We start from the raw sequence: 25,476 nt of genomic DNA, 5'->3' as shown, positions 1-25,476 counted from the left end.
CAAGTGTATGTGGGCCGATGCGTCGTATCACCGAAATGCGGCTATGCCGGTGAAAGCCTGACCGAGGACCAGCTGGTGCATTTCCGGGGTGCCTTCATAAGTCAGTACCGACTCCAGGTTGACCATGTGCCGAATCACCGGGTATTCCAGCGATATGCCGTTGCCGCCCAATATCGTTCGCGCGGTCCGGCAGATCTCGATGGCCTCCCGGGTGTTGTTGAGCTTGCCGAAGCTCACCTGGTCCGGGCGCAGCCCCACGGTGTCCTTGAGGCGGCCCAGGTGCAGCGACAGCAACTGACCCTTGTGCAGTTCGACCGCCATGTCGACCAGCTTGGCCTGGGTCAACTGGAAACCGGCGATCGGGCGTCCGAACTGGGTGCGCTGGCTCGCGTACTCCAGCGCGGACTGCCAGGCCGAGCGCGCCGCACCCATGGAGCCCCAGACAATGCCGTAGCGAGCCTCGGAGAGGCAGGCCAGCGGCCCCTTGAGACCCACGGCGCCCGGCAACAGCGCCTCGTCGGGCAACCGGACGTCGTCCAGCACCAACTCGCTGGTGATAGACGCCCGTAGCGACAGTTTGTGGTGAATGGTGTTGGCGGAGAACCCCGGTGCGTCGGTCGGGACGATGAAGCCGCGAACCCCCTCGTCGGTCGCGGCCCACACCACCGCCAGGTCTGCGATCGAGCCGTTGGTGATCCACATCTTGCGCCCGTTGAGTACCCAATCCGACCCGTCGCGCCGTGCCCGCGTTTTCATCGCGGCCGGATCCGATCCCGCGTCCGGTTCGGTCAACCCGAAGCAACCGATCAGCTCACCGGCCGCCATTCCGGGCAACCACCGCTGCTTCTGCTCTTCCGAGCCGTTGTTCCAGATCGCGAACATCGCCAGCGACCCTTGCACCGACACCAACGACCGGATGCCGGAGTCGGCGGCCTCCAGCTCGAGGCAGGCCAGGCCGTAATGAACCGCGGACGCACCGCCGCAGCCGTAGCCCTCCAGATGCATACCCAGCAGGCCCAGTTCGCCGAACTGCTTGGCCAGTTCGCGGGCCACCGGCAGGTCGCCGTCCTCGAACCACTGGCCGACGTGCGGAATCACCTGCTCAGCGCAGAACGCGCGCACCGTGTCCCGCACGGCGATCTCGTCGCTGGACAGCGAAGCGTCCAGTCCCAGCGGGTCGAAAGGATCGAATGCAGGCGCAGGGGTATCGGTGCTCATGGGTCAATCCTGCCCCCGCCCGGTAGTCTCGCTGCATGCAACCGCGGCGGGGGCTGGCGTGGCTCGGGATGGACGTGGTGGCGGTGCTGGTGTTCTGTGCCCTGGGGCGGCGCAGCCACGACGAAGGCATCAGCGTCAGCGGGGTGGCGACCACGGCGTGGCCGTTTCTGAGCGGCACGGCGCTGGGCTGGCTCATATCGCGCGGCTGGCGTCGCCCGACTGCCGTGGTACCCACCGGGGTGATCGTCTGGGTATCGACGGTGGTGGTCGGCATGCTGCTGCGCAAGGTCAGTTCGGCCAGTGTGGCGGGGGCCTTCGTGGTGGTGGCCTCGACGGTGACCGCCGCGTTCCTGCTCGGCTGGCGTGCCGCCGTCACAGCCCTCGCAGCACGCACGGGCCGGCACGGTTCGGACGGCTGACGGCCGGACGAGATGGTACGCACGGACGGCGACACCTGGGACCCGGCCACCGGTGTCGGCATGACGGCGACGTTCGGTGCGGTCGCTAGGGCGGTGGGAACCAACAAGGGGCTGATCAACGATCCGTTCGCCGAACCACTGGTGCGCGCCGCGGGGGTGGAGTACTTCACCCGCGTGATCGAGGACGAGCAGTACGCAGCCGACGGCGGTGGCGACCCCGTGATGTACGGGATGCTCAATATCCTTGCCGTGCACGGCCGGTTTTTGGACGAGTACCTCACCAGAGCCGCGCGAGCGGGTATCCGCCAAGCGGTCAATCTCGGCTGCGGATTGGACACCAGGGCTTACCGGTTGTGGTGGCCGCCCGGGACGACGGTGTACGAGTGCGACCAGCCCGGGGTGATGGATTTCAAGGCGCAGGTGCTGCGGCAGCTGGGCGGAAAGCTGACCGCGCATCGCTGCGCCGTGGGAGTCGACCTTCGCGACGATTGGATGACCGCGCTGCGAAGGGTCGGCTTCGACCCCGCCCAACCTACTGTCTGGATCGCGGAGAACCTGTTGGTCGGTTACCTGCCGCCGGACGCGCAGGATCGGCTGCTGCATCAGCTCAGCGTGTCCAGCGCAGCGGGCAGCTGGTTTGCCGCCGATCACATGCCGTGGACTGATGTGCAGTTGCACGAGGGCCGGGCCTTCATCGAAGGCTGGCGCCAGGAGGGTCTGGACGTCGACCTGGCGAAATTGACCTATTCCGCCGAATTCGGTTCTCTCCCCGAGAATCTCGAGGCCCACGGCTGGCGGACGGCCGAGCGGACCCTGGTCGAGCTGCTGTCCACCGTCGGTCTGGCGGGGCGCCGGCGGATCAGCCGGCACGACCTGGCCGTCACCCCCCGCTACGTCACCGCGACGTTAGGCGACCGGTGACGGGTGAGCTGCGCTTCGTGCCGACCGCCCTGGACGACCCGCTGGCCGCGCCGCTGCTGGCCGAGCTTGCCCAGGAGTACGCGCAACGCTACGGCGCGGATCCCCAACGGATCGCCGAGTGGCTCGTCGATGGCCCAGAGGGCGAATTCTCGCCTCCGGACGGCGGGATGCTGATCGGCGTTCTGGACGGCGAACCGGTGACCGGGGGCGCGTTCTGCCGCTTCGACGCCGAGACCGCCGAGCTGAAACGAGTCTGGACACACCGCGAGCACCGCCGCCGCGGCTATGCCAGGGCACTGCTGGCCACGCTGGAATCGGAGATCGCCGACCGCGGTTACACCAGGGTGTACCTCATCACCGGAGACCGTCAGCCCGAAGCCGAAGAGCTTTACGAAGCGACCGGATACACCCGGTTGTCGGAGCCGCTGCCGTCGCAGGGCCCCGTGTTCCCGATCGCGTTTCTGAAGGCGCTCAGATGAAACTCGGGGTCGCGCTGGACGGATACGGCTGGCACACCCAGGCCTGGACGCTGGCGGAGGAAACCCGCTCGGTGCTCAGCGGAAAGTACTGGGCGGAGCTGGCGGTCATGGCCGAACGCGGCCTACTGGATTTCCTGACCATCGACGACTCGCTCATGCCGCAACCCGGGCGCCGCGAACGCATCGATCCGAAGCGGCTGGCCGGGCGTGCAGACGCCGTGCTGGTTGCCGCCCGCATCGCCCCGGCCACCCGGTACATCGGGCTGATCCCGGTGGCCACGGTCACTCACACCGAGCCGTTTCACATCTCCAAAGCCATTGCCACCCTTGACTATGTCTCGCACGGCCGAGCCGGCTGGCAACCGCGGGTCAGCGTCACCACGCACGAAGCGGCGCTGTTCGGCAGGCGTACCGTGCGGCCCGAGGAGTTGTTCCCCGAGGCCCGGGACTACGTCGAGGTGGTGCGCAGGTTGTGGGACAGCTGGGAGGACGACGCGGTGATCCGCGACGTCGCCACCGGCCGCTTCATCGACCGCGACAAGCTGCACTACATCGATTTCACCGGGCCGTTCTTCTCCGTCAAAGGGCCGTCGATCACACCCCGGCCGCCACAGGGTCAGCCGGTGATCGCGGTGCTGGCCCACGCCACGCCGGTGTACGAGTTCGCGGCCGCTACCGCCGACATCGTGTTCGTCACTCCCACCGATACGTCTGTGGACAATCTCGTGGACGAGGTGCGCGGGGCGGGCGAGCATCTGAAAGTCTTTGCCGACATCGTGGTTTCGTTCCACGGTGAAACCGATTTCACCTCCGACACGCTGGTCTGGGGCGGCACTGCGGCCGACCTGGTGGACATGCTGCTGCACTGGCAGCGCGCGGGCGCCGATGGGGTCCGGCTGCGCCCCGCCGTGCACGCCACCGACCTGCCGGTGATCGTGGACGAGGTGGTGCCGCTGCTGCAGCGCGCGGGCGAGTTCCGCTCCGAGTACCGCGACGGCGAAACGCTGCGCGAACGACTCGGGCTGCCGGTACCGGTCAACCGGTATGCGGCGGTGAGCCGATGATTCCCTTGTCGATTCTGGACCTTTCGCCGATCAGTGCGGGCAGCACCGCGACCGCCGCACTGCACAACACCATCGACCTGGCGCAGCACGCCGAGCGGTGGGGCTACCGTCGCTACTGGATCGCCGAACATCACTTCGTGGGCGTCGCCAGTTCGTCGCCCGCCCTGCTGATCGGCCAGATCGCGGCCGCTACCAACACGATTCGGGTGGGCGCGGCAGCGGTGCAACTCGGCTACACCACCGCCGTCGCCGTCGTCGAGAACTTCGGCATGCTCGACGCGTTCTACCCCGGACGGATCGACCTCGGTGTCGGCCGGTCCGGGCAGCGTCGCTCCGAGGAGGGTAAGCCGAAGAAGCCTCGCGCGCCACGGCCACCACGCGTCTGGCACGAGGTGGACGGGGTGGTCATACCGACTCCGTTCGACCTGCGCGGAATGCTCGATCTGGAACGGCTGGCGGCCACCATGGAGATCCTGCAACAGCCCGAGGCGATATCGCCGGACTTCGCCGAGCAGGTCAACGACATCCTCGCCCTGCTGGACGGCAGCTATCGCGCCGGCGGTTTCGACGTGCACGCGGTGCCCGGCGAGGGAAGTGGGTTGCGGCCGTGGATCTTCGGCAGCACCAGGGGGCAGAGCGCGCGGGTCGCCGGAGCGTTGGGGTTGCCGTTCGTCGCGAGTTATCACATCACGCCGGCCACCGCACTGGAGGCCATCGAGGCCTACCGCGACACGTTCGTGCCGTCCGCTGCCCTCAACGAGCCCTACGTGGTGGTGTCGGCCGACATCGTGGTCGCCGACGACACGGAGACCGCTCAGCGTCTGGCCGCCGGGTACGGTCACTGGGTCTACTCGATCCGAACCGGCGTGGGCGCCATGCCCTATCCGGCGCCGGGTGACTGCGGACCGCTCGCCGACGACCAATATGAGTTGGTAAAAGACCGTCTCGCAACACAATTCGTCGGCAACCCGGACGAGGTCGCCGAACGGTTGGACGCGTTGCAGCGGGTCAGCGGAGCCGACGAACTGGTCGTCACCTCCGTCACCCACAGTCACTCCGACCGGTTGCGCTCGCATGAACTGATCGCACAGCGGTGGGGGCTGACCGCATGAGTCGCAAGCCGATTCATCTCGCGGTCCACTTCCCGGGCGTCAACAACACCACGGTGTGGGCGGACCCGGGCGCAGGCAGCCAGATCGAGTTCGAGTCGTTCGTGCACCTGGCGCGCACCGCCGAACGCGGTTTGTTCGACTTCTTCTTTCTGGCCGAAGGATTGCGCCTGCGCGAACACCGCGGCCATATTCACGACCTGGACGTGGTGGGCCGGCCGGATACCTTCACCGTGCTGGCGGCACTGTCCGGCGCCACCGACCGCATCGGCCTGACCGGCACCATCAACACCACCTTCAACGAACCGTTCGAAGTAGCAAGGCAATTCGCGACGCTGGATCACCTGTCGGACGGCCGCGCCGGCTGGAACATCGTCACCTCCTCGGACGCCTTCACCGGTGCCAACTTCCGCAGGGGTGGCTTCCTCGCCCATACCGACCGTTACCGGCGGGCCGAAGAGTTCGTCACCGTGGCGCAGAAGTTCTGGGACAGCTGGGCGCCGGATGCGGTGTTGCGCAGGGACGGTGTCTACGTGAATCCGGACGGGATCGGGCGCGTTGCATTCACCGGTTCGCACTTCGACGTGACGGGTTTCGCGACGCTACCGGCGGGCCCGCAGGGCCATCCGATTTTGTTGCAGGCGGGCGACTCCGACGAGGGTCGCAATTTCGGCGCCCGGTTTGCCGACGCCCTGTTCACCCTGCACGGTTCGCTTGAGGACGGTCGGCGCTACTACGCCGACGTCAAGGGCCGGGCACAGTCTTATGGCCGGGATCCCAACCAGCTCAAGGTATTCCCAGCGGCCACCTTCGTCATCGGGGACACCGCCGACGAAGCCGAGGACAAGGCGCATCACATCCGCCGCCAGCAGGTCAGCGGGGCGACCGCCATCGGCATGCTGGAACAGGTATGGGGGCGTGAGCTTTCCGACTACGACCCGGACGGCCCGCTGCCCGAGATCGAGCCGGTCGTCGACAGCGACATCACCCAGGGGCGCGTGCGTCATGGTGACCCGGTAGCGCTGGCGCGGCGTTGGCGGGAGCGGGCGCAGACGGAGAACCTGTCGATCCGCGAGTTGGTGATCGCGGTGACCAGTCGGGAGCAGTTCGTCGGCACCGCCGCCCACATCGCCGACGAGATCGACCGATACGTGCAGGCCGACGCGTGCGACGGGTTCATCCTGGTGCCGCACCTGACACCGCACGGCCTCGATGAGTTCGTCGACCGGGTTGTCCCGCTGCTGCAGGAGCGAGGCGCTTTTCGTTCCGAGTACCCGGGTGAGACGCTGCGGGAGAACCTCGGCCTAGCCTCCTGAGCGCGGTACGTACATGATCACCGCGACGCCCGCCAGGCAGACCGCCGCTCCGATGATGTCCCAGCGGTCGGGCCGGAATCCGTCGAAAGCCATGCCCCACAACAGCGATCCGGCGACGAACACCCCACCGTAGGCGGCCAGGATCCGGCCGAAATGGGCGTCGGGCTGCAGGGTGGCCACGAAACCGTAGGCGCCGAGCGCGAGGACGCCCAGACCGGCCCACAGCCAGCCGCGGTGCTCACGCACCCCTTGCCAGACCAGCCACGCGCCGCCGATCTCGAACAGCGCGGCGAGCACGAACAACGTGATCGACTTCGCAACGGTCATAAAGCACCCGCCTTGCGCCGGGCCGCATCGGTGGCTTCGCGGATCGGGCCGCGCCACAACGGGCCGTGGCCGGGGGCCAGCACCTCGGTCTGCACCTGCGACAGCACCGACAGTGTTCGGATGCACTCCTGCTGGCTGTAGCTGAAAATGGCGGGCAGCAGCTGCGGCCCGTCCTGGCGGATCAGCGGGTGGCCGGTGATCAGCGCGTCGCCACTGGCCAGGACCCCGTCCACCAGATACGAGCAGTGGCCGTTGGTGTGGCCGGGACTGAACACGGGTTGCGGGTTACCGGGCAGCCCGGCGGCGATGTCCGCTGTCAGCGGCCGGGTGCTCGGTATTCCGTCGCGGATGAGCCCGCCGCTGCGCACCACGTGCAACGTCCACACCGCCCAGCGCGGCCGCCAGAGGCGCAGTGCCAGATCGTGAATCGCGACCTGTTCCAGATACTCGCGCTTGGCGTGGCCCACCTCGTCGGCGTGGCAGTAGACCGGTGTGCCGTGCTCGGCGGCGAACCAGATCGCGGTGCCCAGGTGGTCGATATGCGCGTGGGTGAGCAGGATGGCGCGCACGTCGCCCGGCCCGTAACCGAGCTTGCGCAGCGAGGCCAGCACCTCTTCGCGGTCGCCCGGATAGCCGGCGTCGATCAGCATGACGCCGGTGTCGTCGGTGACCAGCGTCCAGTTGACCGCCGGGCCGTGTGCGAGGTGAACCGTGTCGGTTATCTGAACAAGCTGTGTCTGTCCGGACATGCCCATCAGCCTAGGAGCTGGGGGGAGTAGAAAAGACTGGTGGCTGAACTGAAACTTGGATACAAGGCGTCCGCTGAACAATTCGCACCGCGCGAGCTCGTCGAACTGGCCGTCCTCGCCGAAGGACACGGCATGGACAGCGCCACCGTCAGCGATCACTTCCAGCCCTGGCGGCACAAGGGCGGGCACGCACCGTTTTCCCTCGCGTGGATGACCGCGGTCGGCGAACGCACCGAAAGGCTGCAGCTGGGCACCTCGGTGCTCACCCCGACCTTCCGGTACAACCCCGCGGTCATCGCGCAGGCCTTCGCCACCATGGCCTGCCTGTACCCGGGCCGGGTGTTCCTGGGGGTCGGCACCGGTGAGGCGCTGAACGAGATCGCCACCGGCTACGAGGGCGATTGGCCGGACTTCAAGGAGCGTTTTGCCCGACTGCGCGAGTCGGTGCGGCTGATGCGCGAGTTGTGGCGCGGTGACCGCGTCGACTTCGACGGCGAGTACTACCGCACCAAGGGCGCCTCGATCTACGACGTGCCCGAGGGCGGCGTGCCGGTGTACATCGCCGCCGGTGGTCCCGCGGTGGCCAAGTACGCCGGCCGCGCCGGTGACGGCTTCATCTGCACTTCCGGCAAGGGGGAGGAGCTCTACACCGAGAAGCTGATCCCTGCGGTCAAAGAAGGCGCCGCCATCAACGAGCGCAACATCGACGACATCGACAGGATGATCGAAATCAAGATCTCCTACGACACCGACCCCGACCTGGCGCTGGAGAACACCCGGTTCTGGGCACCGCTGTCGCTGAGCGCCGAGCAGAAGCACAGCATCGACGACCCGATCGAAATGGAGAAGGCGGCCGACGCGCTGCCCATCGAGCAGATCGCCAAGCGCTGGATCGTCGCCTCAGACCCGGACGAAGCCGTGGAAAAGGTCGGGCAGTACGTGACGTGGGGCCTCAACCACCTGGTCTTCCACGCGCCCGGGCACGACCAGCGACGGTTCCTGGAGCTGTTCCAGAAAGACCTGGCGCCGCGGTTGCGGCGGCTCGGCTGACGGTGCCCGCCTCCAGCATTTACATCGCGGCGCCCGAATCGGAGACCGGTAAGTCGACGATCGCGCTGGGGCTGATGCACCGGCTGGCGGCCACGGTCGCCAAAGTCGGTGTGTTCCGGCCCATTACGCGTCACGGTGAGGATCGTGACTACATCCTGGAGCTGTTGCTCGAGCACTCCACGGCCGGCCTGACGTACGAACAGTGCGTCGGGGTCACCTATCAGCAGTTGCATGACGACAGCGACGCGGCGATAGCCGGCATCGTCGACGCGTACCACGCGGTGGCCGAGCACTGCGATGCGGTGGTGATCGTCGGCAGCGACTACACCGACGTCACCAGTCCGGCCGAGCTGTCGGTGAACGCGCGGATCGCGGTCAACCTCGGCGCGCCGGTGCTGCTGACGGTGCGTGGCAAGGGCCGCACACCCGGCGAGGTCGCCAGCGTCGTGGAGGTATGTCTGGCCGAACTGTCCGCGCAGCGGGCCCATACCGCGGCCGTCGTCGCCAACCGCTGCGAGCCCGGCGAGATGCAGGCCGTCGCGGACGCGTTGCGCAAGTTCACCCCGCGGGCCTACGTGCTGCCCGAGGAGCCGCTGCTCGCCGCACCGACCGTGGCCGAACTGACCACCGCGGTCAACGGGACACCGATCCGTGGTGACGAGCAACTGGCCCAGCGCGAGGTGATGGGCGTGATGGTCGCGGGCATGACCGCCGACCACTGCCTCGAGCGACTGCGTGACGGCATGGCCGTGATCACCCCGGGCGACCGCTCGGACGTGGTGCTGGCCGTCGCCAGTGCCCATGCGGCAGAAGGGTTTCCGTCGTTGTCGTGTCTGGTTCTCAACGGCGGCTTCGACCTGCATCCCTCGATCGCCGCCCTGGTTGCGGGGCTGCGGCTGCGGCTGCCCATCATCGCCACCACGCTGGGCACCTACGACACCGCCAGCGCGGCGGCCACGGCCCGGGGCCGCGTCACCGCGTCCTCGCAACGCAAGATCGACACGGCGCTGCAACTGATGGACCGGCACGTCGACATCGACGACCTGCTCGAGCAGCTCACCATCCCGATCCCCAACGTCACCACGCCGCAGATGTTCACTCACCAGTTGCAGGAGCGGGCCCGGGCGGACCGCAAACACATCGTGTTACCCGAAGGCGAGGACGACCGGATCCTGCGCTCGGCCGGGCGTCTGCTGCAGCGTTCTGTCGCCGACCTGACCATCCTGGGCGACGAACCTCAAGTGCGTTCCCGGGCAGCGGAACTCGGTGTCAGCCTCGACGAGGCGACGGTGATCGATCCGCGGACCAGCGACCTGCACGAACAATTCGCGCAACAATACGCGGAGCTGCGCAAGGCCAAGGGTGTCACGCTCGAGCATGCGCGTGAGATCATGAACGACGCAACGTATTTCGGCACCATGCTGGTGTACAACGGCAAAGTCGACGGTATGGTGTCCGGCGCCGTGCACACCACCGCGCACACCGTGCGTCCGGCGCTGGAAATCATCCGTACGGTCCCCGACGTCTCCACGGTGTCCAGCATCTTCCTGATGTGTCTGCCGGACCGGGTGCTGGCCTACGGTGACTGCGCCATCATCCCCAACCCGACGACCGAACAGCTTGCCGACATCGCGATCTCCTCGGCGCGCACGGCCGCCCAGTTCGGCATCGACCCCCGGGTGGCCATGCTGTCCTACTCGACGGGGGACTCGGGTTCCGGCGCCGACGTCGAAAAAGTCAGGAAGGCAACCGAACTGGTGCGCTCCCGGGACCCACAGTTGCTGGTCGAGGGCCCGATCCAGTACGACGCCGCGGTCGACCCGTCGGTCGCGGCCACCAAGATGCGCGACTCGCCGGTGGCCGGCCGCGCCACCGTGCTGATATTTCCCGACCTGAACACCGGCAACAACACCTATAAAGCCGTGCAGCGTTCGGCGGGCGCCATCGCGGTGGGCCCGGTGCTGCAGGGTTTGCGCAAACCGGTCAACGACCTGTCCCGGGGCGCGCTGGTCGAGGACATCGTGAACACCGTTGCCATCACCGCGATTCAGGCACAGGGCACACATGAGTGACCGTCCGGTGCTGGTGATCAATTCCGGATCGTCGTCGCTGAAATTCCAGCTCGTCGACCCCGATTCCGGCGGCTCGCGGGCCGGTGGCACCGTCGAACAGATCGGGGAGCCGTCGTCGCCGGTTCCCGACCACGAGGCGGCGCTGCGTCGCGCTTTCGAGATGCTGAACGACGACGGCATCGACCTGCAGCACTGCGGGCTGGCGGCGGTGGGACACCGGGTAGTGCACGGCGGCAACCGCTTTCACCGTCCCACCATGCTGGACGACGAGGTGGTCCGGGAGCTCGACGAGCTTTCGCCCCTGGCCCCGCTGCACAATCCACCCGCCGTGCAGGGCATCGAGGTGGCGCGCAAGCTGCTGCCCGGGGTGCCGCACATCGCGGTTTTCGACACCGCGTTCTTCCACCACCTGCCGGCCGCGACGGCGACGTACGCCATTGACCGCGACCTGGCCGAGAAATGGCAGATCCGCCGGTACGGATTTCACGGCACCTCACACGAATACGTGAGCGGTCAGGCGGCGGCCTTCCTGGGCCGTCCGTCGGCGGAGCTGAATCAGATCGTGCTGCACCTGGGCAACGGCGCCTCGGCGTCCGCGGTCGCCGGCGGCCGCCCGGTCGAGACATCGATGGGCCTCACTCCTTTGGAGGGTCTGGTGATGGGCACCCGCAGCGGTGACATCGACGCGGGTGTCTTCAGCTACCTGTGGCGGACCGCGGAGATGGACGTCGGCGAGATCGAGTCGATGCTGAACAAGCGGTCCGGGGTGCTCGGCCTGTCCGGCGAGCGGGACTTCCGGCGGCTGCGAACGATGATCGAATCAGGCGATGCCGCAGCGCAATTGGCCTATGACGTGTTCATCCACCGGCTGCGCAAGTACATCGGCGCCTACCTGGCGGTGCTGGGGCACACCGACGTGGTCAGCTTCACCGCGGGAATCGGTGAGCACGACGCGGCCGTGCGCCGGGATGCGTTGGCGGGCCTGGGGGAGCTGGGGATCGAGCTGGACGAAGACCGCAATGCCGCGGCGGCTTCCGGTGCCCGGCGGATCTCGAGCGACCGGTCGCCCATCGCCGTGCTGGTGGTGCCGACCAACGAGGAGCTGGCCATCGCCCGCGACTGCGTCAGCCTGCTATAGGAAGCCGAGGCTGCTGCGGCCGGCGCCGACCGACGGGGTGGGGTCGGTGCGTAGCGTGCGTACCAGCAGCTCGTGGTAGATGTCGCGAAAGTCCGTGGTGTACTTCAGGTCTCCGTGGTCAAGATCGGTGAGACTCGGTTCCTCGCCGTAGAACCCGCCCTTGACCGGCGCGCCGGCGACGAACACCGGTCCGGCGGTGCCGTGGTCCGTTCCCTGCGACGCATTGGCCGCGACGCGGCGACCGAACTCCGAGTAGGCCAGGACCACGACGTTGGCGCCGGCCACCTGCTGCAGGAATCCGGTGACGGCTTCGTCGAAGGTCTGCAGCAGTCGCTGCTGGGCGCCGCGTTCGTTGGCGTGGGTGTCGAAGCCGCCCAGGTGAGCCAGGTAGACCCGGGTCGGAACCCGGGCCTTGATGGCGGCAGCCACCACACTCAGCCGACTGGCCAGGGCGTTGGGCGACTCGGTGCCTGTCACGTTCTCGAACGCGGCGTCCGTCGACTGCGCGGCGCGATAGGACTGGCGTACCGCGGCCATGGCCGGGGTATCGGTAGGGTCGTCCACACCCAGGGCTTCGATCGTCGCCCGGAACAGGTCCGAGCGGGCGGCCGGTATCTGTGTCGTGGAAAGCGCTGCGGCTGTCTGCCTTTCGCCGACCGCGAGCAGTGGCAGCACACTGCCGACGTTGACCGCGCGCAACGGCTCGTCACCCGTGGCGTCCAGCCAGCGTCCGATCCATCCGGTCGGCACCGGTGCGTCCGGCGACGCGGTCTGCCAGATGTCCATGGACCGGAAGTGGCTGTGATCGGGCTTGGGATACCCGGCGCCGCGCACGATCGCGAGTCGCCGATCGCTCCACAATTGACTCAGGCCGCGCATTGCGGGGTTCAGCCCGAGGTGGTCGTCGAGGTGCAAGACGTCGTCGGGAGCGTAGGCCAGTTCCGGGCGGGCGTCGTGATAGGCGTTGTCGGCGTAGGGAATCAACGTGTTAATGCCGTCGTTGCCGCCGTACAGGGTGACGATCACCAGCACACCGTCGCCCGCAGCGAGTGGGCGGTCCTGTGCGGCCCGCAGCAGGTCGTCCCAGTCGACCGCCAACGCGCCGGACAACAGGCCGGCCGCGCCCACCCCGGCGCCGGCGATCAGGAACTTGCGGCGGTTCATGAGGTCAGGTACTCCGGTGTGTTGACGGCTGCGGTCACCAGCCGCTGCGGCTGGCGCACCAGGGGTTGCAGGGCTTCGACCGTGCGGTCTGTCCACGCGCCCACACCGATCAGGTATCCGACCGCGTCGATCCGCTCTGCGGGGCCGGTGCTGTCGATCGTCGACAGGTCCGCTGACCGGGCGAGCCTGGCGGCGGTGCGCAACCGCGTGGTGGCCGATGCGGTGGACAACCACACCTGGCCGCGCGGCCAGCCGTTGACGTCGGTGGGGAAGAACGGGCGCTGGCCCAGCGCCTTGAGGGTGTTCTCGATCAGCGTGTCGTGCTGCTCGGCGGGCTGGAGCGCGCGGATCACCCCGACCAGCCACTCCACGGGAGTGTTGACAACCGTTGCGCGGCCACCGGTGAAGTCGTCGCCGGTGAGGATGGCCCGGGTCAGCGCCTTGAGGTCGCGCCCGGGGCCGTAGGCGGCGACAATGCGCTCGAGGGCCGGCGGGGAGGGCGGTTCGTCGGACACCAATTGCTGCCACAGGCGCCCCGCAACATGAGCCGCAGAACCGGGCCGGGCCAGTACCGCATCGCAGAATCCGGCCGCGTCGTAGTCATGGGTGACGCCGAACAGGGTCTTGGGACCCGGGTCGCGGCGGCGGGACACCAGCACCGCCCGTCCCTCGTTGATCGTCCATCCGGTCAGGGCGCGGGCGCCGGCACGGACGTCGTCCTCGGTGTACCCGTTGTTGTGGCCGAGGGTGAACAGCTCCATGAACTCGCGGGCCAGGTTTTCGTTCGGGGCTTTAGCGGTGTTGAGCTGTCCGTCCAGCCAGCGCAGCATCGCGGCGTCGGTGAGCATCGCGTACGCCAGCGTGCGGAAGTCGCCCAGCTTCAGGGTGCGCAGCTTCTGGTTCTGCGCCGCCATCTGCGCGGCGATCCTGACTTTCTGTGCGGAAGTAGCAAAGTGGTTGTGCCACAACAACGTTAGCTTCTCATGCAGAGGCAGCTCGGCGGCCACCATGCGGCGCAGCCACCATCGGGTCAGTTCGGCGTTCTGTTCGGCGAGCCGGCGGCGGTACTGCGTGCGTGCCGCCGTCGTCGCGCCCCTGCCGGGCGGTTGCGGGGGTGGCAGCGACGGCATCGGGGTGGCCAGTGCGCCGCGGTCCGCGTCGGGGTCGGCGGCCAGGGCGGCCTCCACGTAGCTGGGCCAATCACGGCCCACCACCGCGTCGACTTCGGCGCCGGTGGTCCCGAACCCGCACCTGCGCAGGACGCGGGCCGTCATGATCCACCGTGGGGACTGCCCGGCCATAGTGCACCACTGTCGCGCGCAAACCTATGTTTTCGCTGAGTGTGGCTGTGGATGGGGGTGTGCGTGCAGGGCGGTATCTGGGTCGTTTCTGCTCCCAGCAAGCACACCCGGGTCCCACGTCGCACTCGCGACGGCCCTGTGGACGGCCGACGGCGCGACGGCCCGGGTTGTGTGACGCTGCGCGCCATGACCGATCTGAGGGAACCGTTTATCGGCAGCCAAGCTCTGGCGGACGGCCTGGTGACTCGACACCAGTTGCGTACCAACTTCGGGGCGGTGTTTCCGAATGTCTACCTGCCGAAAGGCCTGCAACCGTCGCTGCAGCAGCGCACTGTTGCGGCCTGGCTGTGGTCGCGCCGTAGGGCCACCATTGCGGGCGCGGCAGCGGCGGCCCTGCATGGTGCGAGGTGGGTTCCCGACGACGTGCCCATCGAACTGGTGCACCCCAATGCCAGGGCGCCACAGGGAGTGTTGACGCGACGCGAGGTGTTACTTGACGGCGAAGTTCAGATGATCGGCGGGCGGCCCGTCACCACGCCCGAGCGAACCGCGTTCGACATCGGCCGGCGTGGCGCGGTGCGCTCCGCGGTGGCTCGGCTCGACTCACTATCGCGCGCAACGGGGTTCAAGGTTGACGACGTGATAGCCCTCATCGAGTGTCATCCACGCACGCCCGGATTGCGGCGGCTGGAGACGGCGCTCGAGCTGGTGGATGCGGGAGCCCAGTCCCCGCGGGAGAGCTACCTTCGGCTACTGCTCATGGACGCCGGCTTCGCCCGGCCGCAGACGCAGATCCCGGTGCTGGGGGCCGACGGTATTCCGCTTGCTTACCTCGATCTGGGTTGGCAGGAGTCCATGGTCGCGGTCGAGTACGACGGCGATCAGCATCGGACCGACCGCCGACAATTCGCTAAAGACATCCAGCGTCTGGAGATACTCGAACGGATGGGCTGGATCATCGTCCGGGTGGTCGCGGAGAACCATCCAGCCACCATTGTGCGACGGGTCCGCGCCGCCCTGGAGGCAGCCGCGGAGCGCTCCCGAATTTGACTGTGCGCCTGCTGCTTTGATAGTGCGGCTACCGCCGAAATGTGAGCGAATTTCGACGGTAGGCGCACACTGAATGTCAGGTCCGGGAAGCCGCACACTGAATGACGGGTCCGCGCCGCCCTGGAGGCAGCCGCGGAGCGCTCCCGAATTTGACTGTGCGCCTGCTGCTTTGACAGTGCGGCTACCGCCGAAATCTTGGCGTATCTCGACGGTAGCCGCACACTCGATGGACAGGGAAATCGGTAAAGCGCGGCCGGCGCCCGCCTCGGCCTTCAGCGCCTGAATAGGCTTGGCGTGCTTGAGGGAAGAGCGCGCTCACTCGTTTGGCCGGGTTGCGGGCCGCTCGGCTAGGTCTGTTGTGATGTCATCACCTGCCTTTCACTGCTCAGTAGGGACCGTGTGTGCGGGGAAGCCGGAGGGCTGCGCTGGACGGCACGCACCGGATGCGCCGGCCCCTGCCTGGCGCTGAGCAAAGCGTCAGCCCTCACCGGCGGCGCGGGCGGCCTGCGGGCGGCGGCAACGGCCGCACGCAGGATGGCTTCCACCTCGGCGATCAACTCGGCGACGTCAGAATCCAGGGCGTCCAGGGCGTCCAGGTCCAGCTCAGCCGGAGTCAACAGGCTGGTCATCACGCGTCCGATCAGGCGTTGATGACCTGGTGTCCGTTGCTCCGCCCGATCGCGATCTTGCGCGGTTTCGCCTTCTCGGCCACCGGGATTCGCAGCGTCAGCACTCCTGTGTCATAGGACGCCTCGATCTTTTCGGTGTCGAGATTGTCGCCCAGCACCAGTTGACGGCTGAACACCCCGCGAGGGCGTTCACTGGCCAGCATCTCCCGGCCGGGATCGATTTCGGGACGTTCCGCACGCACCGTGACCACGTTGCGCTCGATGTCCAGATCCAAGGATTCTGCATCGATGCCCGGCAGATCGAACTCCACGACAAAGGACGTGCCGTCGCGCCACGCGTCCATCGGCATCACCGACGGCCGGGACGCAGTCCCCGACACCGGCCGGGTGAAACGGTCGAAGTCACGGAACGGATCGGTTCGCATCAGCATCGTCGCCACCTCCAACTCCTAATGTGGTGTCAAAGCCGAAGTAAATGTATGCCACGAGGCATACATTTGATTTACCACCGAGGTCGCGCGAACGCAAGATCCCCCGCCGGAAATTCTCTCAATCCTGTTGCGCGCGTGGACTACAGGTCAGAAGGTGCTGGTCGGCCGCACCTGGTTGGCCATGTCGACCAGGGTGTAGCGGTGTCGCTGGGTGGGGGCCACCCGCGCCAGACTGCGCAGCGAGGCCTCCACGCCCAGTCGCAGCCCGTGATCGGTGAACGGGAACCCCAGGATGTGGTTGGTGCTTGCTTCGTTGTCCTGCAGCCAGTCCATCGCACCGCCGAGCACCAGAGCGCGGATCTGCAACACCCGGGGCTCGGTGGGAGGCAGGGCCTCCACCCGGCGCGCGGCGTCACGGATCTGCTCCTCGGTGATTTCACTCTGCGACCGCCCGGACAACAGGGTCACCGCGCTGGTCAGTCGCGCCGTGGTGAAATGCCTCGAGGTGGGCGGTACTTCGTCCAAGGTCTGCACCGCCCCGCTGCGATCGCCCAGAGCCGAACGCGCCCTGGCCAATCCGAACGCCGCCGAGATGACGCCGTCGTTGGTGCCCCACACCGTCTGGTAGTACTTGTGCTCATCCGGCTCGCCGGCCAGTTCGTATGTGGCGGCCAGCGCGAGCTTGGGCGCCAGCTCGCCGGGGAACGTGTCGAGCACCTCGGTGAAATGCTTGATCGCCGATTCGTAATCGCCGGTGAGCAGTCCGGCCACCCCCCGGTACCAGACCAGCCGCCACTGCCAGCCGACCCGTTCGGCAAGATCCTCGAGTTTGCGGGTGGCTTTGCTGACGTCCCCGAGATCGAGCAGGGCCCGCACCTCCATCAGCGGCAGCTCCACCGACTCGCTGAGGTCCAAACCCTCGGCGTCCAGCGAGCCATGGCGGGCCGCGCGCAACGAGTCCAGCGTCTGCACCGGCTGCGAGAGCACCGTCGCCTGCAGCACCGGGGCGGCGACATCGGTCGGGTCCACCAGCGGCACCGACAGCGCGGTGACGATTTCCTTGGCGGTCAGCTTCTCCGAATGCACCTGGCCGTCCAGGTACACGTCGGTGTGCGCGACCAGCAGGTCGACCCCGAACGTCGAGCGACTGGGACTGAAGATCGTCGACAACCCGGGCCGCGGTATGCCGGTGTCCTGGGCCACCACTTCCCGCAGCACGCCCATCAACTGCCCGGACATCTCCTCGGCGCTGGTGAACCGTCGCCGCGGGTCGGGGTCGATGGCGCGGCGCAAGAGCCGCGCGAACGAGTCGTACTGGGCCAGCAGCGGGTCGCCGTCGGGCAGCCCGTCGACATAGCGGCCGTTGCGGGTGCGCAGGCTCATGGTCAGGGCGGCCAGCGTGCGGCCGACCGTGTAGATGTCGGTGGCGACGGTCGGCCCGGTGCGAACGATCTCCGGCGCCTGGTAGCCCGGGGTTCCGTAGAGATAACCGAACGAGTTGATCCGCGACACCGCACCGAGGTCGATCAGCTTGAGTTGCTCCTCCGTGAGCATGATGTTCTCGGGCTTGAGGTCGTTGTAGACCAGGCCGATGGAGTGCAGATAGCTCAGTGCGGGAAGGATTTCCAGGATGTAGGCGATGGCCTCGGCGACCGGCAGGTTCTCGCCGCGGCCCCGCTTGAGCGATTGCCCGCCGATGTACTCCATGACGATGTAGCCGACCGGGTCGCCGTGCTTGTCGCTGTGTTCGACGAAGTTGAAGATCTGCACGATCGACGGGTGCACCACTTCGGCCAGGAACTGGCGCTCGGCCATCGCGATCGCCTGGGCCTCGGCGTCACCGGAATGCACCAGGCCCTTGAGCACCACCGGGCGGTCGTTGACGTTGTGGTCCAGCGCCAGGTAGACCCAGCCCAGGCCGCCGTGCGCGATGCAGCCCTTGACCTCGTATTGGCCGGCGATGATGTCGCCCGGATTCAGCTGCGGCAGAAACGAATACGGGCTGCCGCAGTAGGGGCACCAGCCTTCTTTGGACCCTTCGGTGCCTTTTTCCGAGCCTTTATCCGCGCTTCTGCCGGAGCCCGTGTCCGAGGCCGACCGGCCGACTGGCCGTCCACAGTTCCAGCAGAACCGCTTCGATTCCGGGACCACGGGGTTTTTCATCAACGCCTTGAGCGGGTCGATGTCGGGGGTGCGCGGGATCTCCACCAGGCCGCCGCCCAGTTGGCGGACGGGCGGCAGCGCCCGGGTGGCAACCGACATCCGGTCCTGCGGCTGGGTATCCATACTGCCCAGCGAGATCTGGAAGTCGTCGTCATCGTCGTCGTCGAAATCCGGCCGGAACAACGCCTGGGTGGCCTGCGGCCGGCCGGTCGTCGCGGTCGCGCCGGTCTGGGCGTTTTCTTCCGGCTGGGCGGCCGCCTGGGTGCCGGGGTCCCCGTCCATCGGGTCTTCCCGGTCCTCTTGCTGATCTTCTTGCCGGTCTTCTTGCCTGGGCTTGCCCATCAGTCCACGTACCTCGGCTGGGGCGGTAACGGGGCGGGACCCAGAACCGTCAACCACTTGCGGTACAGCGTGTTCCAGGTGCCGTCGGTGCGGATCCGTTCCAGAGTGCCGTTGACGAACCGGACCAGTCCGGTGTTGTCCAGGTTGATGCCGATGCCGTAGGGCTGGGTGGCCATGTTCGGGCCGACGATGTGCAGGTAGGGATCCTCTTCCACCAGCCCTGCCAGGATCGAGTCGTCGGTGCTGACGGCGTCGATCTGGCGCTGCTGCATGGCCACCAGGCAGTCGGCCCAGTTCACCACCGACACGATCACCGCCGGCGGCGTGATCTCGCGGATCCGGCGCAACGAGGTGGTGCCGCGGGCCACGCAGACCCGCTTGCCGGACAGGTCGGCCACCTTGGCGATCGGCGAGTCCCGCGGGGCCAGGATGCGCTGGTTCGCATCCAGGTAAACCGTGGAGAAGTTCACCAGCTTGCGTCGCTCGCAGGTGATGGTCATGGTCTTGACGACCACGTCGACCTGCGAGCGCTGCAGCGCGGTGATGCGCTCGTCGGCTGACAGGATGCGGTACTCGACGTGCGACGGCCCGCCGAAGATGTCGCGGGCCACCTCGCCGGCGATGTCGACGTCGAAGCCGGTGATCTCGCCGGTGATCGGGTCGCGGAAACTGAACAGGTTGCTGCCGATGTCCAGGCCGACGATAAGCCGGCCCCGGGTGCGGATGTTGGCCACCGCGGCGTCGGCATCGGCCTTGTTGGGGAACGGGCGCAGGCTGGCGGTCGGATTGCAGTCCTGGCTGGTGCTGTCCGGCGGCAGCGCGGCTTCCATCGGCAGTTCCTGCATGCCGACGGGTGTAGGCAGTGGCAGCGTCGGCGTCACCTCGACCTTCAGCGTCTCCGGGTGCCCGCAGCCGGCCAGCAGCATCGCCGAGACGACCAGCGCAGCGATCCGCCGGGGTCTCACCGGTACTCCTTGAGCCGGGGCCACAGGCCCAGCGCGACGGCGATGGCCGCGCCCAGACTGAGTACCACCGCGCCGACCTGCGCCCCGGCCAGCCCCCGCTTGGCGTTCAGGACGTCGTTGCGCAGGTGGTTGCGGCTCTGCGCCATCGCCTTGGTCAGGGCCTCGTCGAGCTTGTCGAAGGCCGGGGTGGAGTCGTCTTCGCCTTTTCCGAGTGCAACCTGGGTGGCGGCCCGATAGTTGCCGACCGAAATGTAGGCGTTGATCCGGTCGTTGGCCTGCTGCCAGCGCACCAGCAGCTGGTCGGCGCCCTGCAGGTCGGGCTTGTCGACGGCGTCGCGGCGCGCCATGTAGGCGTCCAGCTGGTGGTGCATAGCGTCGATGCGCTGGTAGAAGGCCTGCTTGCGGACCTCTTCGTCGCCCCGGCGAATCAGCGACAGCGTCTCGTCGGCGCGGGCCTGCTGGGCGGTGATGGCCAGATTGGTGACGGTTCGCAGCGACTCGGCCGCCGTGTCCTTGGCGCTGCGGCTGGCCGTCGTCGAGATCGTCAGTGCCGTGCCCACCCAGACCACCATGATGAGGATACCGAGCCCGCCGACGACCAGCCCGGGGTTGACCCGTCGCCGCGTACGCCGGGCCAGCCAGCGGTGGGCGAACGCGCCGAACGCCACGGTGGTGGTCACGACCAGGATCACCGGGGCCGGGATCTGCGTGGACGCCGTGGTCTCGCTGTCCACCCGGGCCGAGGTCGCCTGGTAGAGCTGCTGGGCGTCGGGCAGGATCCGGGACTGCATCAGCCCGGAAGCCTCCGACAGGTACGACGAGCCGACCGGGTTGCCCGCCCGGTTGTTGGTGCGGGCGATCTCCACCAGCCCGGTATAGACGGCCAGTTCTGCGTTGATCCTGCCCAGCAGCTGCACCAGCGGTTCGTCCGTCAACCCGCTGGATGCCCGGGTCACCGCCACCGCGGCGTCGGTAATGGCCTGCTCGTAGCGCAGCCGGACGGCTCGCGGTTCGGTCTGGGCGATGAACGCGGTCGCAGCGGCGGCGTCGGCCACCGACAGCGTGGTGTAGAGCCGTCCGGCCGCGAACGACAGCGGCTCGGTGTGGTCGAGCACGGTGGTCAGCACCTGCTGGCGGTGGTTGATGGTGGTCGAGGTGGCGAACGCACTCGACACGCCGAGTGCCGCCAGCACAATGCCGATGGTCAGGATGCGCCCCGGCGTGGTCGAGATGAACCACCAGCGGGGATGAGCCGGTTCTGCGGGCGAGCGCGACCCCATCGGCTCGGTCGACGGGTGGGCCAGCTCAACCGTCACGTCTGCTCGGACCTCATCTCGGCCATATTACGAACCCGTATAAGCGAATTCTAAGAGCATCTCGCGGCGGATGGGGGAGGCGTGACGAATTACCTAACCGGGTTTGCGTGCATATCCTGAATCCGTGCAGGGCGACGGCGACGGGTGGGTGATCTCCGGGCGCGGCGCCCATTACTGGGGAAGGTACGGCGCGGCCGGCCTGTTGCTGCGGGCTCCGTTGCCGGACGGGACGCCTGCGGTCCTGCTGCAGCACCGCGCGGTGTGGAGCCATCAGGGCGGTACCTGGGGTCTGCCGGGCGGCGCCCGTGACAGTCACGAGACTCCGGAGCAGACCGCGGTGCGCGAAGCCCAGGAGGAAGCGGGTCTGGTCGCCGAGCGACTGACGGTGCGGGCGAAAGTCGTCACGGCGGAAGTCGCGGGCAACGGCGGGACGCTGTGGAGCTACACGACTGTGGTCGCCGACGCCGTTGAACTGCTGCAAACCGTGCCCAACCGGGAGAGCGCCGAGTTGCGCTGGGTCGGTGAGGACGAAGTGGCCGGGTTGCCGCTGCATCCGGGCTTCGCCGCCAGCTGGGACCGGCTGCGCACCGCGCCGGCCACCGTGCCGCTGGATCACGGCGACGAGTTGCGGCACGATCTGCCACGCACCGTGCAGATCGACTCGGAGTTCTTCTGGTGCACACCGGGAGGTGCGGACCTGGCGCATTCGCCGCTGAGCCGGCGGATCAGCGCGCTGCTGCAAGCGCCGCGCTGAGTTCGGCGGCCGCCGCCCGTGGATCGGCGGCGGCGGTAACGGCGCGCACCACAACGATGCGGCGAGCGCCGGCCGCGATTACTTCCGGCAGCCGTTGCAGGTCGATGCCGCCGATGGCGAACCACGGCTTGTCGGTTTCCAGGGCGGCGGCGGTACGGACCAGGTCCAGGCCGGGCGCCGGACGGCCCGGCTTGGTGGGCGTGGGCCAGCAGGGCCCGACGCAGAAGTAATCGGCCGCGGAAGCGGCCGCTGCCGCGGCCTCGCCGGCGTCGTGGCTGGACCGGCCGATCAAGGGGGTGGGTCCGACGATGTCCCGGGCGACGTCCAGCGGCAGGTCGCGCTGACCGAGGTGCAGGACGTCGGCTCCGGCAGCGCGGGCGACGTCTGCGCGGTCGTTGACCGCGAACAACGCCCCGTGCCGGCGGGCCGCGTCGGCCAGGATCTCGCAGGCGGCCAGCTCGTCGAGCGCCTCCAGTGGGCCGAACTGCCGCTCGCCGGGCGAACCCTTGTCGCGCAGCTGGATGATGTCGACTCCGCCGGCCAGCGCGGCGTCGGCGAACTCGGCCAGGTCGCCGCGCTCGCGGCGCGCGTCGGTGCACAGGTACAGCCGTGTCTGGGCGAGCCGGGAAAGGGGGTCCTGCACACCGCGACGTTAGCGCGCTAGCGTGGAGCCTGAAGAACACACGGGAGTCCCGGGCCACCAGCGGGGCTGAGAGTGGGCACTGCCAGCGACTTGGACCTGTCCTTACCGTCACACCTGATCCGGGTCATGCCGGCGAAGGGAGCACAGGATGTCGGGTTCGGTCGCCGTGATCGGTGGCGGCGTCATCGGGCTGTCGGTGGCGCGCCGCGCGGCGCAGGCCGGGTTGTCGGTGACGGTGCACCGCACCCAGGACCGGGGAGCCTCGTGGGTCGCCGGCGGCATGCTCGCTCCGCACAGCGAAGGCTGGCCGGGTGAGGAATGCCTGCTGCGGCTGGGTCTGGAGTCGCTGCGGCTGTGGCGCGAGGGGTTCCTGGATGGACTGGACCCGGCGGTGGTCACCGCACGCGAGTCCCTGGTGGTGGCCGTCGACCGGGCCGATGTCGCCGACCTGCGCACCGTAGCCGACTGGTTGTCCCAGCAGGGCCACCCGGTGGTCTGGGAGTCGAACGCCCGCGACGTCGAACCGTTACTGGCACAAGGCATCCGGCACGGCTTCCGGGCGCCCACCGAGCTGGCGGTGGACAACCGCGGCGTCGTCGACGCACTGGCCCGGGACTGTGAGCTGCTCGGCGTGCGCTGGGCGGCGCCGGTCACCGATCTCAGCGCCGCCGACGGTGACACGGCGGTAATTGCGAACGGGATCGACGCGCCCGCGTTGTGGCCCGGCCTGCCGGTGCGGCCGGTGAAGGGCGAGGTACTGCGGTTGCGCTGGCGCAAAGGCTGTATGCCCTTGCTGGGCAGGGTGGTTCGGGCCCGCGTGCACGGACGCCAGGTGTATCTGGTGCCGCGGGCCGACGGGGTGGTGGTGGGGGCCACCCAGTACGAGCACGGCAGGGATACCGCGCCGGTGGTGTCGGGGATACGTGACCTGCTCGAGGATGCGTGTGCGGTGATGCCGGCGCTCGGGGAGTACGAATTCGCCGAATGTGCCGCTGGCCTGCGCCCGATGACGCCCGATAACCTGCCTATTGTGCGACGACTCGACAAGCGGACCGTGGTGGCCGCCGGTCACGGCCGGTCGGGCTTTCTGCTGGCCCCCTGGACCGCCGAAAGGGTTGTCTCCGAACTTGTTCCGGTGGGAGCCCAGTCATGATCGTGATGGTCAACGAGCAGCGGCTCGAGGTCGACGAACCGACCACGGTGGCCGCCCTGCTGGCTTCGCTCGGCTTCCCCGAGCGCGGTGTCGCCGTCGCGATGGGCGACGCGGTGTTGCCCCGTTCGGATTGGGCCACAGAACTTTTCGACGGTGCGCGACTAGAGGTGGTGACGGCGGTGCAGGGTGGCTGACCATAAACTGACGATCGCGGATCGCAGCTTCGCGTCCCGGCTCATCATGGGCACCGGCGGTGCCACGAGCCTGTCGGTATTGGAGCAGGCGCTGGTCGCCTCCGGAACCGAGCTGACCACCGTGGCGATTCGCCGGGTCGACGCCGAGGGTGGCACCGGACTGCTCGATCTGCTCAACCGGCTCGGCATCACACCGCTGCCTAACACCGCCGGCTGCCGCAGCGCCGCCGAGGCCGTGCTGACCGCGCAGCTTGCCCGCGAGGCGCTGGACACCAACTGGGTCAAGCTCGAGGTGATCGCGGACGAGCGCACCCTTCTGCCCGATGCGATCGAATTGGTCAGAGCGGCCGAGCAATTGGTCGACGACGGATTCGTAGTACTGCCCTACACCAATGACGACCCGGCGCTGGCCCGGCGGCTGGAGGACACCGGTTGCGCGGCGGTGATGCCGCTGGGGTCACCGATCGGCACGGGTCTGGGCATCACCAACCCGCACAACATCGAGATGATCGTCGCCCGGGCCGGTGTTCCCGTGGTGCTCGATGCGGGCATCGGAACGGCCAGTGACGCGGCGCTGGCGATGGAATTGGGTTGCGACGCAGTGCTGTTGGCGACCGCGGTGACCCGCGCCGCCGACCCGCCGGCGATGGCCGCGGCGATGGCCGCCGGCGTCACCGCCGGGTTCCTGGCACGTCGCGCCGGCCGGATCCCGAAACGCTTCTGGGCGCAGGCATCGAGCCCCTCCAAATGAAAAGATATGTCGCGCTGGGTAGTTCGATGGCATCCGGCCCCGGGATCAAACCGCGTGCCGAGGGCGCGCCGTTTCGGTCGGGCCGGTCGGCACGCAACTATCCGCATCTGGTCGCCGAGCGTGCCGGACTGGAGCTGGTCGACGTCACCTACTCCGGGGCCACCACCGCCCACGTGCTGACCGAACGGCAGAACGGTGCACCGCCGCAGCTCACGGCGCTGGACGGTTCGGAGGCGCTGGTCACGGTCACCATCGGCGGCAACGACGTCGGCTACGTTCCGTTGCTGATGGCCGCCTCGTTGCCGCCCATCACGAGGCGGCTGCCGCTGATCGGGGGCCGAATCGGTGAGCTGCTCGACCGCGATGCGCGCGAGCACGCGCTGAGCCGGGTGTTCGACTCGCTGTGCGAGGTGGGCAGTTCGATCCGTCGGCGTGCGCCGGGGGCCCGGGTGCTGTTCGTCGACTATTTGACGCTGTTGCCGCCGTCCGGCGAACCGGCGCCGCCGCTGTCCGACGAGCACGCCGACCTGGGCCGGCAGGTGGCTGCCACCCTCGAGCAATTAACGGCAAAGGCCGCCGCGGCGACGGACTGTGAAGTCGTGTCGGCCGCGGCGGCCAGCCGCGATCATCATGCGTGGTCCCGGCACCCTTGGACCGTGAAAGTCGTTGTGCCGCTACCTGGTCGTCCGGCTCCGTTGCATCCCAACGAGGCCGGGATGCGGGCGGTCGCTGACCTGATCGTGAGCCGGTTGTAGCAG

At 68.2% G+C, this 25,476-nt stretch carries 26 protein-coding genes and 1 riboswitch; of the genes, 15 read left to right on the top strand and 11 right to left on the bottom strand.

From position 1 onward, the window contains the following. Positions 1-27: 27 nt before the first annotated feature. Complete coding sequence (locus tag ACNQS7_RS16370; protein WP_418013344.1) at positions 28-1,218, bottom strand: acyl-CoA dehydrogenase; 1,191 nt, start codon at positions 1,216-1,218, stop codon at positions 28-30. A gap of 35 nt (positions 1,219-1,253) precedes the next feature. Here ACNQS7_RS16370 and ACNQS7_RS16365 point away from each other — a divergent pair, with 35 nt between their 5' ends. The 6 genes from ACNQS7_RS16365 to ACNQS7_RS16340 are packed head-to-tail and all read left to right on the top strand — an operon-like array spanning position 1,254 to position 6,526. After that, a complete protein-coding gene (locus tag ACNQS7_RS16365) occupies positions 1,254-1,637 on the top strand; it encodes a DUF3054 domain-containing protein (RefSeq protein ID WP_418013343.1) in 384 nt (127 codons plus the stop codon). A 12-nt stretch (positions 1,638-1,649) separates the two neighbouring features. Beyond that, entirely contained in the window at positions 1,650-2,558 is a 909-nt protein-coding gene (locus tag ACNQS7_RS16360) for an SAM-dependent methyltransferase (protein WP_418013342.1), read from the top strand. Further along, positions 2,555-3,037 carry a GNAT family N-acetyltransferase gene (locus ACNQS7_RS16355; RefSeq protein WP_418013341.1) on the top strand — a complete coding sequence of 161 codons (483 nt, stop codon included), beginning with the start codon at positions 2,555-2,557 and terminating at the stop codon, positions 3,035-3,037. Before ACNQS7_RS16360 ends, ACNQS7_RS16355 begins: the two co-directional genes overlap by 4 nt. Further along, positions 3,034-4,101 (top strand): LLM class flavin-dependent oxidoreductase, encoded by a 1,068-nt coding sequence (locus ACNQS7_RS16350; RefSeq protein ID WP_418013340.1) that lies wholly within the window; start codon positions 3,034-3,036, stop codon positions 4,099-4,101. Before ACNQS7_RS16355 ends, ACNQS7_RS16350 begins: the two co-directional genes overlap by 4 nt. Beyond that, complete coding sequence (locus ACNQS7_RS16345; protein WP_418013339.1) at positions 4,098-5,213, top strand: LLM class flavin-dependent oxidoreductase; 1,116 nt, start codon at positions 4,098-4,100, stop codon at positions 5,211-5,213. The genes ACNQS7_RS16350 and ACNQS7_RS16345 overlap by 4 nt, the downstream gene beginning before the upstream one ends. Further along, positions 5,210-6,526, top strand: a complete 1,317-nt coding sequence (locus ACNQS7_RS16340; protein WP_418013338.1) for an NtaA/DmoA family FMN-dependent monooxygenase — start codon at positions 5,210-5,212, stop codon at positions 6,524-6,526. The genes ACNQS7_RS16345 and ACNQS7_RS16340 overlap by 4 nt, the downstream gene beginning before the upstream one ends. Here ACNQS7_RS16340 and ACNQS7_RS16335 read toward each other — a convergent pair. Further along, entirely contained in the window at positions 6,515-6,853 is a 339-nt protein-coding gene (locus tag ACNQS7_RS16335) for a YnfA family protein (RefSeq protein WP_418013337.1), read from the bottom strand. The two genes, ACNQS7_RS16340 and ACNQS7_RS16335, sit on opposite strands and share 12 nt — an antisense overlap. Then, positions 6,850-7,602: an MBL fold metallo-hydrolase gene (locus ACNQS7_RS16330; RefSeq protein WP_418013336.1), complete on the bottom strand. Its 753-nt coding sequence runs from the start codon at positions 7,600-7,602 to the stop codon at positions 6,850-6,852. Before ACNQS7_RS16330 ends, ACNQS7_RS16335 begins: the two co-directional genes overlap by 4 nt. 39 nt (positions 7,603-7,641) lie before the next feature. Here ACNQS7_RS16330 and fgd point away from each other — a divergent pair, with 39 nt between their 5' ends. The 3 genes from fgd to ACNQS7_RS16315 are packed head-to-tail and all read left to right on the top strand — an operon-like array spanning position 7,642 to position 11,862. Continuing rightward, complete coding sequence (gene fgd / locus ACNQS7_RS16325) at positions 7,642-8,652, top strand: glucose-6-phosphate dehydrogenase (coenzyme-F420) (protein WP_418013335.1); 1,011 nt, start codon at positions 7,642-7,644, stop codon at positions 8,650-8,652. Positions 8,653-8,654: 2 nt separating this feature from the next. Further along, positions 8,655-10,724 (top strand): phosphate acetyltransferase, encoded by a 2,070-nt coding sequence (gene pta, locus ACNQS7_RS16320; RefSeq protein WP_156452785.1) that lies wholly within the window; start codon positions 8,655-8,657, stop codon positions 10,722-10,724. Beyond that, positions 10,717-11,862: an acetate kinase gene (locus ACNQS7_RS16315; RefSeq protein WP_418013334.1), complete on the top strand. Its 1,146-nt coding sequence runs from the start codon at positions 10,717-10,719 to the stop codon at positions 11,860-11,862. The genes pta and ACNQS7_RS16315 overlap by 8 nt, the downstream gene beginning before the upstream one ends. Here the strand turns inward: ACNQS7_RS16315 and ACNQS7_RS16310 are convergent. Both ACNQS7_RS16310 and ACNQS7_RS16305 read right to left on the bottom strand, forming a co-directional pair. Then, a complete protein-coding gene (locus tag ACNQS7_RS16310) occupies positions 11,857-13,026 on the bottom strand; it encodes a DUF1501 domain-containing protein (protein ID WP_418013333.1) in 1,170 nt (389 codons plus the stop codon). The genes ACNQS7_RS16315 and ACNQS7_RS16310 overlap by 6 nt on opposite strands. Beyond that, the gene (locus tag ACNQS7_RS16305) at positions 13,023-14,327 is read right to left on the bottom strand and encodes a DUF1800 domain-containing protein (RefSeq protein ID WP_418013332.1); all 1,305 of its coding nucleotides are present in this window, start codon (positions 14,325-14,327) and stop codon (positions 13,023-13,025) included. The genes ACNQS7_RS16310 and ACNQS7_RS16305 overlap by 4 nt, the downstream gene beginning before the upstream one ends. A 186-nt stretch (positions 14,328-14,513) precedes the next feature. Here ACNQS7_RS16305 and ACNQS7_RS16300 point away from each other — a divergent pair, with 186 nt between their 5' ends. Beyond that, entirely contained in the window at positions 14,514-15,377 is an 864-nt protein-coding gene (locus ACNQS7_RS16300) for a hypothetical protein (protein WP_418013331.1), read from the top strand. Positions 15,378-15,724: 347 nt separating this feature from the next. On the opposite strand, the gene ACNQS7_RS16295 is transcribed toward ACNQS7_RS16300, so the two are convergent. The 5 genes from ACNQS7_RS16295 to glnX all read right to left on the bottom strand — a co-directional run bounded on the left by ACNQS7_RS16295 (position 15,725) and on the right by glnX (position 21,223). Beyond that, a complete protein-coding gene (locus ACNQS7_RS16295) occupies positions 15,725-16,006 on the bottom strand; it encodes a hypothetical protein (protein WP_418013329.1) in 282 nt (93 codons plus the stop codon). A gap of 11 nt (positions 16,007-16,017) precedes the next feature. Next, the gene (locus ACNQS7_RS16290) at positions 16,018-16,437 is read right to left on the bottom strand and encodes an Hsp20/alpha crystallin family protein (protein WP_055580436.1); all 420 of its coding nucleotides are present in this window, start codon (positions 16,435-16,437) and stop codon (positions 16,018-16,020) included. A 147-nt stretch (positions 16,438-16,584) separates the two neighbouring features. Then, positions 16,585-18,882 (bottom strand): serine/threonine-protein kinase PknG, encoded by a 2,298-nt coding sequence (locus tag ACNQS7_RS16285; protein ID WP_418016022.1) that lies wholly within the window; start codon positions 18,880-18,882, stop codon positions 16,585-16,587. A 59-nt stretch (positions 18,883-18,941) separates the two neighbouring features. Next, complete coding sequence (locus tag ACNQS7_RS16280; protein ID WP_418016021.1) at positions 18,942-19,868, bottom strand: glutamate ABC transporter substrate-binding protein; 927 nt, start codon at positions 19,866-19,868, stop codon at positions 18,942-18,944. 35 nt (positions 19,869-19,903) lie between these two features. Next, the gene (glnX, locus tag ACNQS7_RS16275; protein WP_418013328.1) at positions 19,904-21,223 is read right to left on the bottom strand and encodes a protein kinase G-activating protein GlnX; all 1,320 of its coding nucleotides are present in this window, start codon (positions 21,221-21,223) and stop codon (positions 19,904-19,906) included. Positions 21,224-21,347: 124 nt separating this feature from the next. Here glnX and ACNQS7_RS16270 point away from each other — a divergent pair, with 124 nt between their 5' ends. Then, a complete protein-coding gene (locus ACNQS7_RS16270) occupies positions 21,348-21,977 on the top strand; it encodes an NUDIX hydrolase (protein ID WP_418013327.1) in 630 nt (209 codons plus the stop codon). Here ACNQS7_RS16270 and thiE read toward each other — a convergent pair. Further along, complete coding sequence (gene thiE / locus ACNQS7_RS16265) at positions 21,949-22,620, bottom strand: thiamine phosphate synthase (RefSeq protein ID WP_418013326.1); 672 nt, start codon at positions 22,618-22,620, stop codon at positions 21,949-21,951. The genes ACNQS7_RS16270 and thiE overlap by 29 nt on opposite strands. A gap of 30 nt (positions 22,621-22,650) precedes the next feature. Continuing rightward, positions 22,651-22,778: riboswitch (TPP riboswitch) on the top strand. On the opposite strand from thiE, the gene thiO reads away from it, so the two are divergent. The 4 genes from thiO to ACNQS7_RS16245 all read left to right on the top strand — a co-directional run bounded on the left by thiO (position 22,769) and on the right by ACNQS7_RS16245 (position 25,473). Further along, a complete protein-coding gene (gene thiO / locus ACNQS7_RS16260) occupies positions 22,769-23,773 on the top strand; it encodes a glycine oxidase ThiO (protein WP_418013325.1) in 1,005 nt (334 codons plus the stop codon). (Overlaps the previous riboswitch by 10 nt.) Further along, a complete protein-coding gene (gene thiS, locus ACNQS7_RS16255; RefSeq protein ID WP_310779403.1) occupies positions 23,770-23,967 on the top strand; it encodes a sulfur carrier protein ThiS in 198 nt (65 codons plus the stop codon). Before thiO ends, thiS begins: the two co-directional genes overlap by 4 nt. Then, positions 23,960-24,718: a thiazole synthase gene (locus ACNQS7_RS16250; RefSeq protein WP_418013324.1), complete on the top strand. Its 759-nt coding sequence runs from the start codon at positions 23,960-23,962 to the stop codon at positions 24,716-24,718. The genes thiS and ACNQS7_RS16250 overlap by 8 nt, the downstream gene beginning before the upstream one ends. After that, on the top strand, positions 24,715-25,473 hold the full coding sequence (locus tag ACNQS7_RS16245; protein ID WP_418013323.1) for an SGNH/GDSL hydrolase family protein: 759 nt from the start codon (positions 24,715-24,717) through the stop codon (positions 25,471-25,473). Before ACNQS7_RS16250 ends, ACNQS7_RS16245 begins: the two co-directional genes overlap by 4 nt. The last annotated feature ends 3 nt before the right edge of the window (positions 25,474-25,476 follow it).

It is taken from the genome of Mycobacterium sp. 23, from assembly GCF_048287075.1.
Classification (GTDB): domain Bacteria; phylum Actinomycetota; class Actinomycetes; order Mycobacteriales; family Mycobacteriaceae; genus Mycobacterium; species Mycobacterium gordonae_B.
The sequence above is the reverse complement of the archived record's forward strand: the minus strand, read 5'-3'. Positions and strand labels throughout refer to the sequence as shown.

Bases quoted from the DNA above. Each gene is read 5' to 3' on its own strand.
- ACNQS7_RS16370 (WP_418013344.1), bottom strand. From the start codon at position 1,218: ATGAGCACCGATACCCCTGCGCCTGCATTCGATCCTTTCGACCCGCTG.
- ACNQS7_RS16365 (WP_418013343.1), top strand. From the start codon at position 1,254: ATGCAACCGCGGCGGGGGCTGGCGTGGCTCGGGATGGACGTGGTGGCG.
- ACNQS7_RS16360 (WP_418013342.1), top strand. From the start codon at position 1,650: ATGGTACGCACGGACGGCGACACCTGGGACCCGGCCACCGGTGTCGGC.
- ACNQS7_RS16350 (WP_418013340.1), top strand. From the start codon at position 3,034: ATGAAACTCGGGGTCGCGCTGGACGGATACGGCTGGCACACCCAGGCC.
- ACNQS7_RS16345 (WP_418013339.1), top strand. From the start codon at position 4,098: ATGATTCCCTTGTCGATTCTGGACCTTTCGCCGATCAGTGCGGGCAGC.
- ACNQS7_RS16340 (WP_418013338.1), top strand. From the start codon at position 5,210: ATGAGTCGCAAGCCGATTCATCTCGCGGTCCACTTCCCGGGCGTCAAC.
- ACNQS7_RS16335 (WP_418013337.1), bottom strand. From the start codon at position 6,853: ATGACCGTTGCGAAGTCGATCACGTTGTTCGTGCTCGCCGCGCTGTTC.
- ACNQS7_RS16330 (WP_418013336.1), bottom strand. From the start codon at position 7,602: ATGTCCGGACAGACACAGCTTGTTCAGATAACCGACACGGTTCACCTC.
- ACNQS7_RS16315 (WP_418013334.1), top strand. From the start codon at position 10,717: ATGAGTGACCGTCCGGTGCTGGTGATCAATTCCGGATCGTCGTCGCTG.
- ACNQS7_RS16310 (WP_418013333.1), bottom strand. From the start codon at position 13,026: ATGAACCGCCGCAAGTTCCTGATCGCCGGCGCCGGGGTGGGCGCGGCC.
- ACNQS7_RS16305 (WP_418013332.1), bottom strand. From the start codon at position 14,327: ATGGCCGGGCAGTCCCCACGGTGGATCATGACGGCCCGCGTCCTGCGC.
- ACNQS7_RS16300 (WP_418013331.1), top strand. From the start codon at position 14,514: ATGACCGATCTGAGGGAACCGTTTATCGGCAGCCAAGCTCTGGCGGAC.
- ACNQS7_RS16295 (WP_418013329.1), bottom strand. From the start codon at position 16,006: ATGACCAGCCTGTTGACTCCGGCTGAGCTGGACCTGGACGCCCTGGAC.
- ACNQS7_RS16290 (WP_055580436.1), bottom strand. From the start codon at position 16,437: ATGCTGATGCGAACCGATCCGTTCCGTGACTTCGACCGTTTCACCCGG.
- ACNQS7_RS16285 (WP_418016022.1), bottom strand. From the start codon at position 18,882: ATGGACGGGGACCCCGGCACCCAGGCGGCCGCCCAGCCGGAAGAAAAC.
- ACNQS7_RS16280 (WP_418016021.1), bottom strand. From the start codon at position 19,868: ATGCTGCTGGCCGGCTGCGGGCACCCGGAGACGCTGAAGGTCGAGGTG.
- thiO (WP_418013325.1), top strand. From the start codon at position 22,769: ATGTCGGGTTCGGTCGCCGTGATCGGTGGCGGCGTCATCGGGCTGTCG.
- thiS (WP_310779403.1), top strand. From the start codon at position 23,770: ATGATCGTGATGGTCAACGAGCAGCGGCTCGAGGTCGACGAACCGACC.
- ACNQS7_RS16245 (WP_418013323.1), top strand. From the start codon at position 24,715: ATGAAAAGATATGTCGCGCTGGGTAGTTCGATGGCATCCGGCCCCGGG.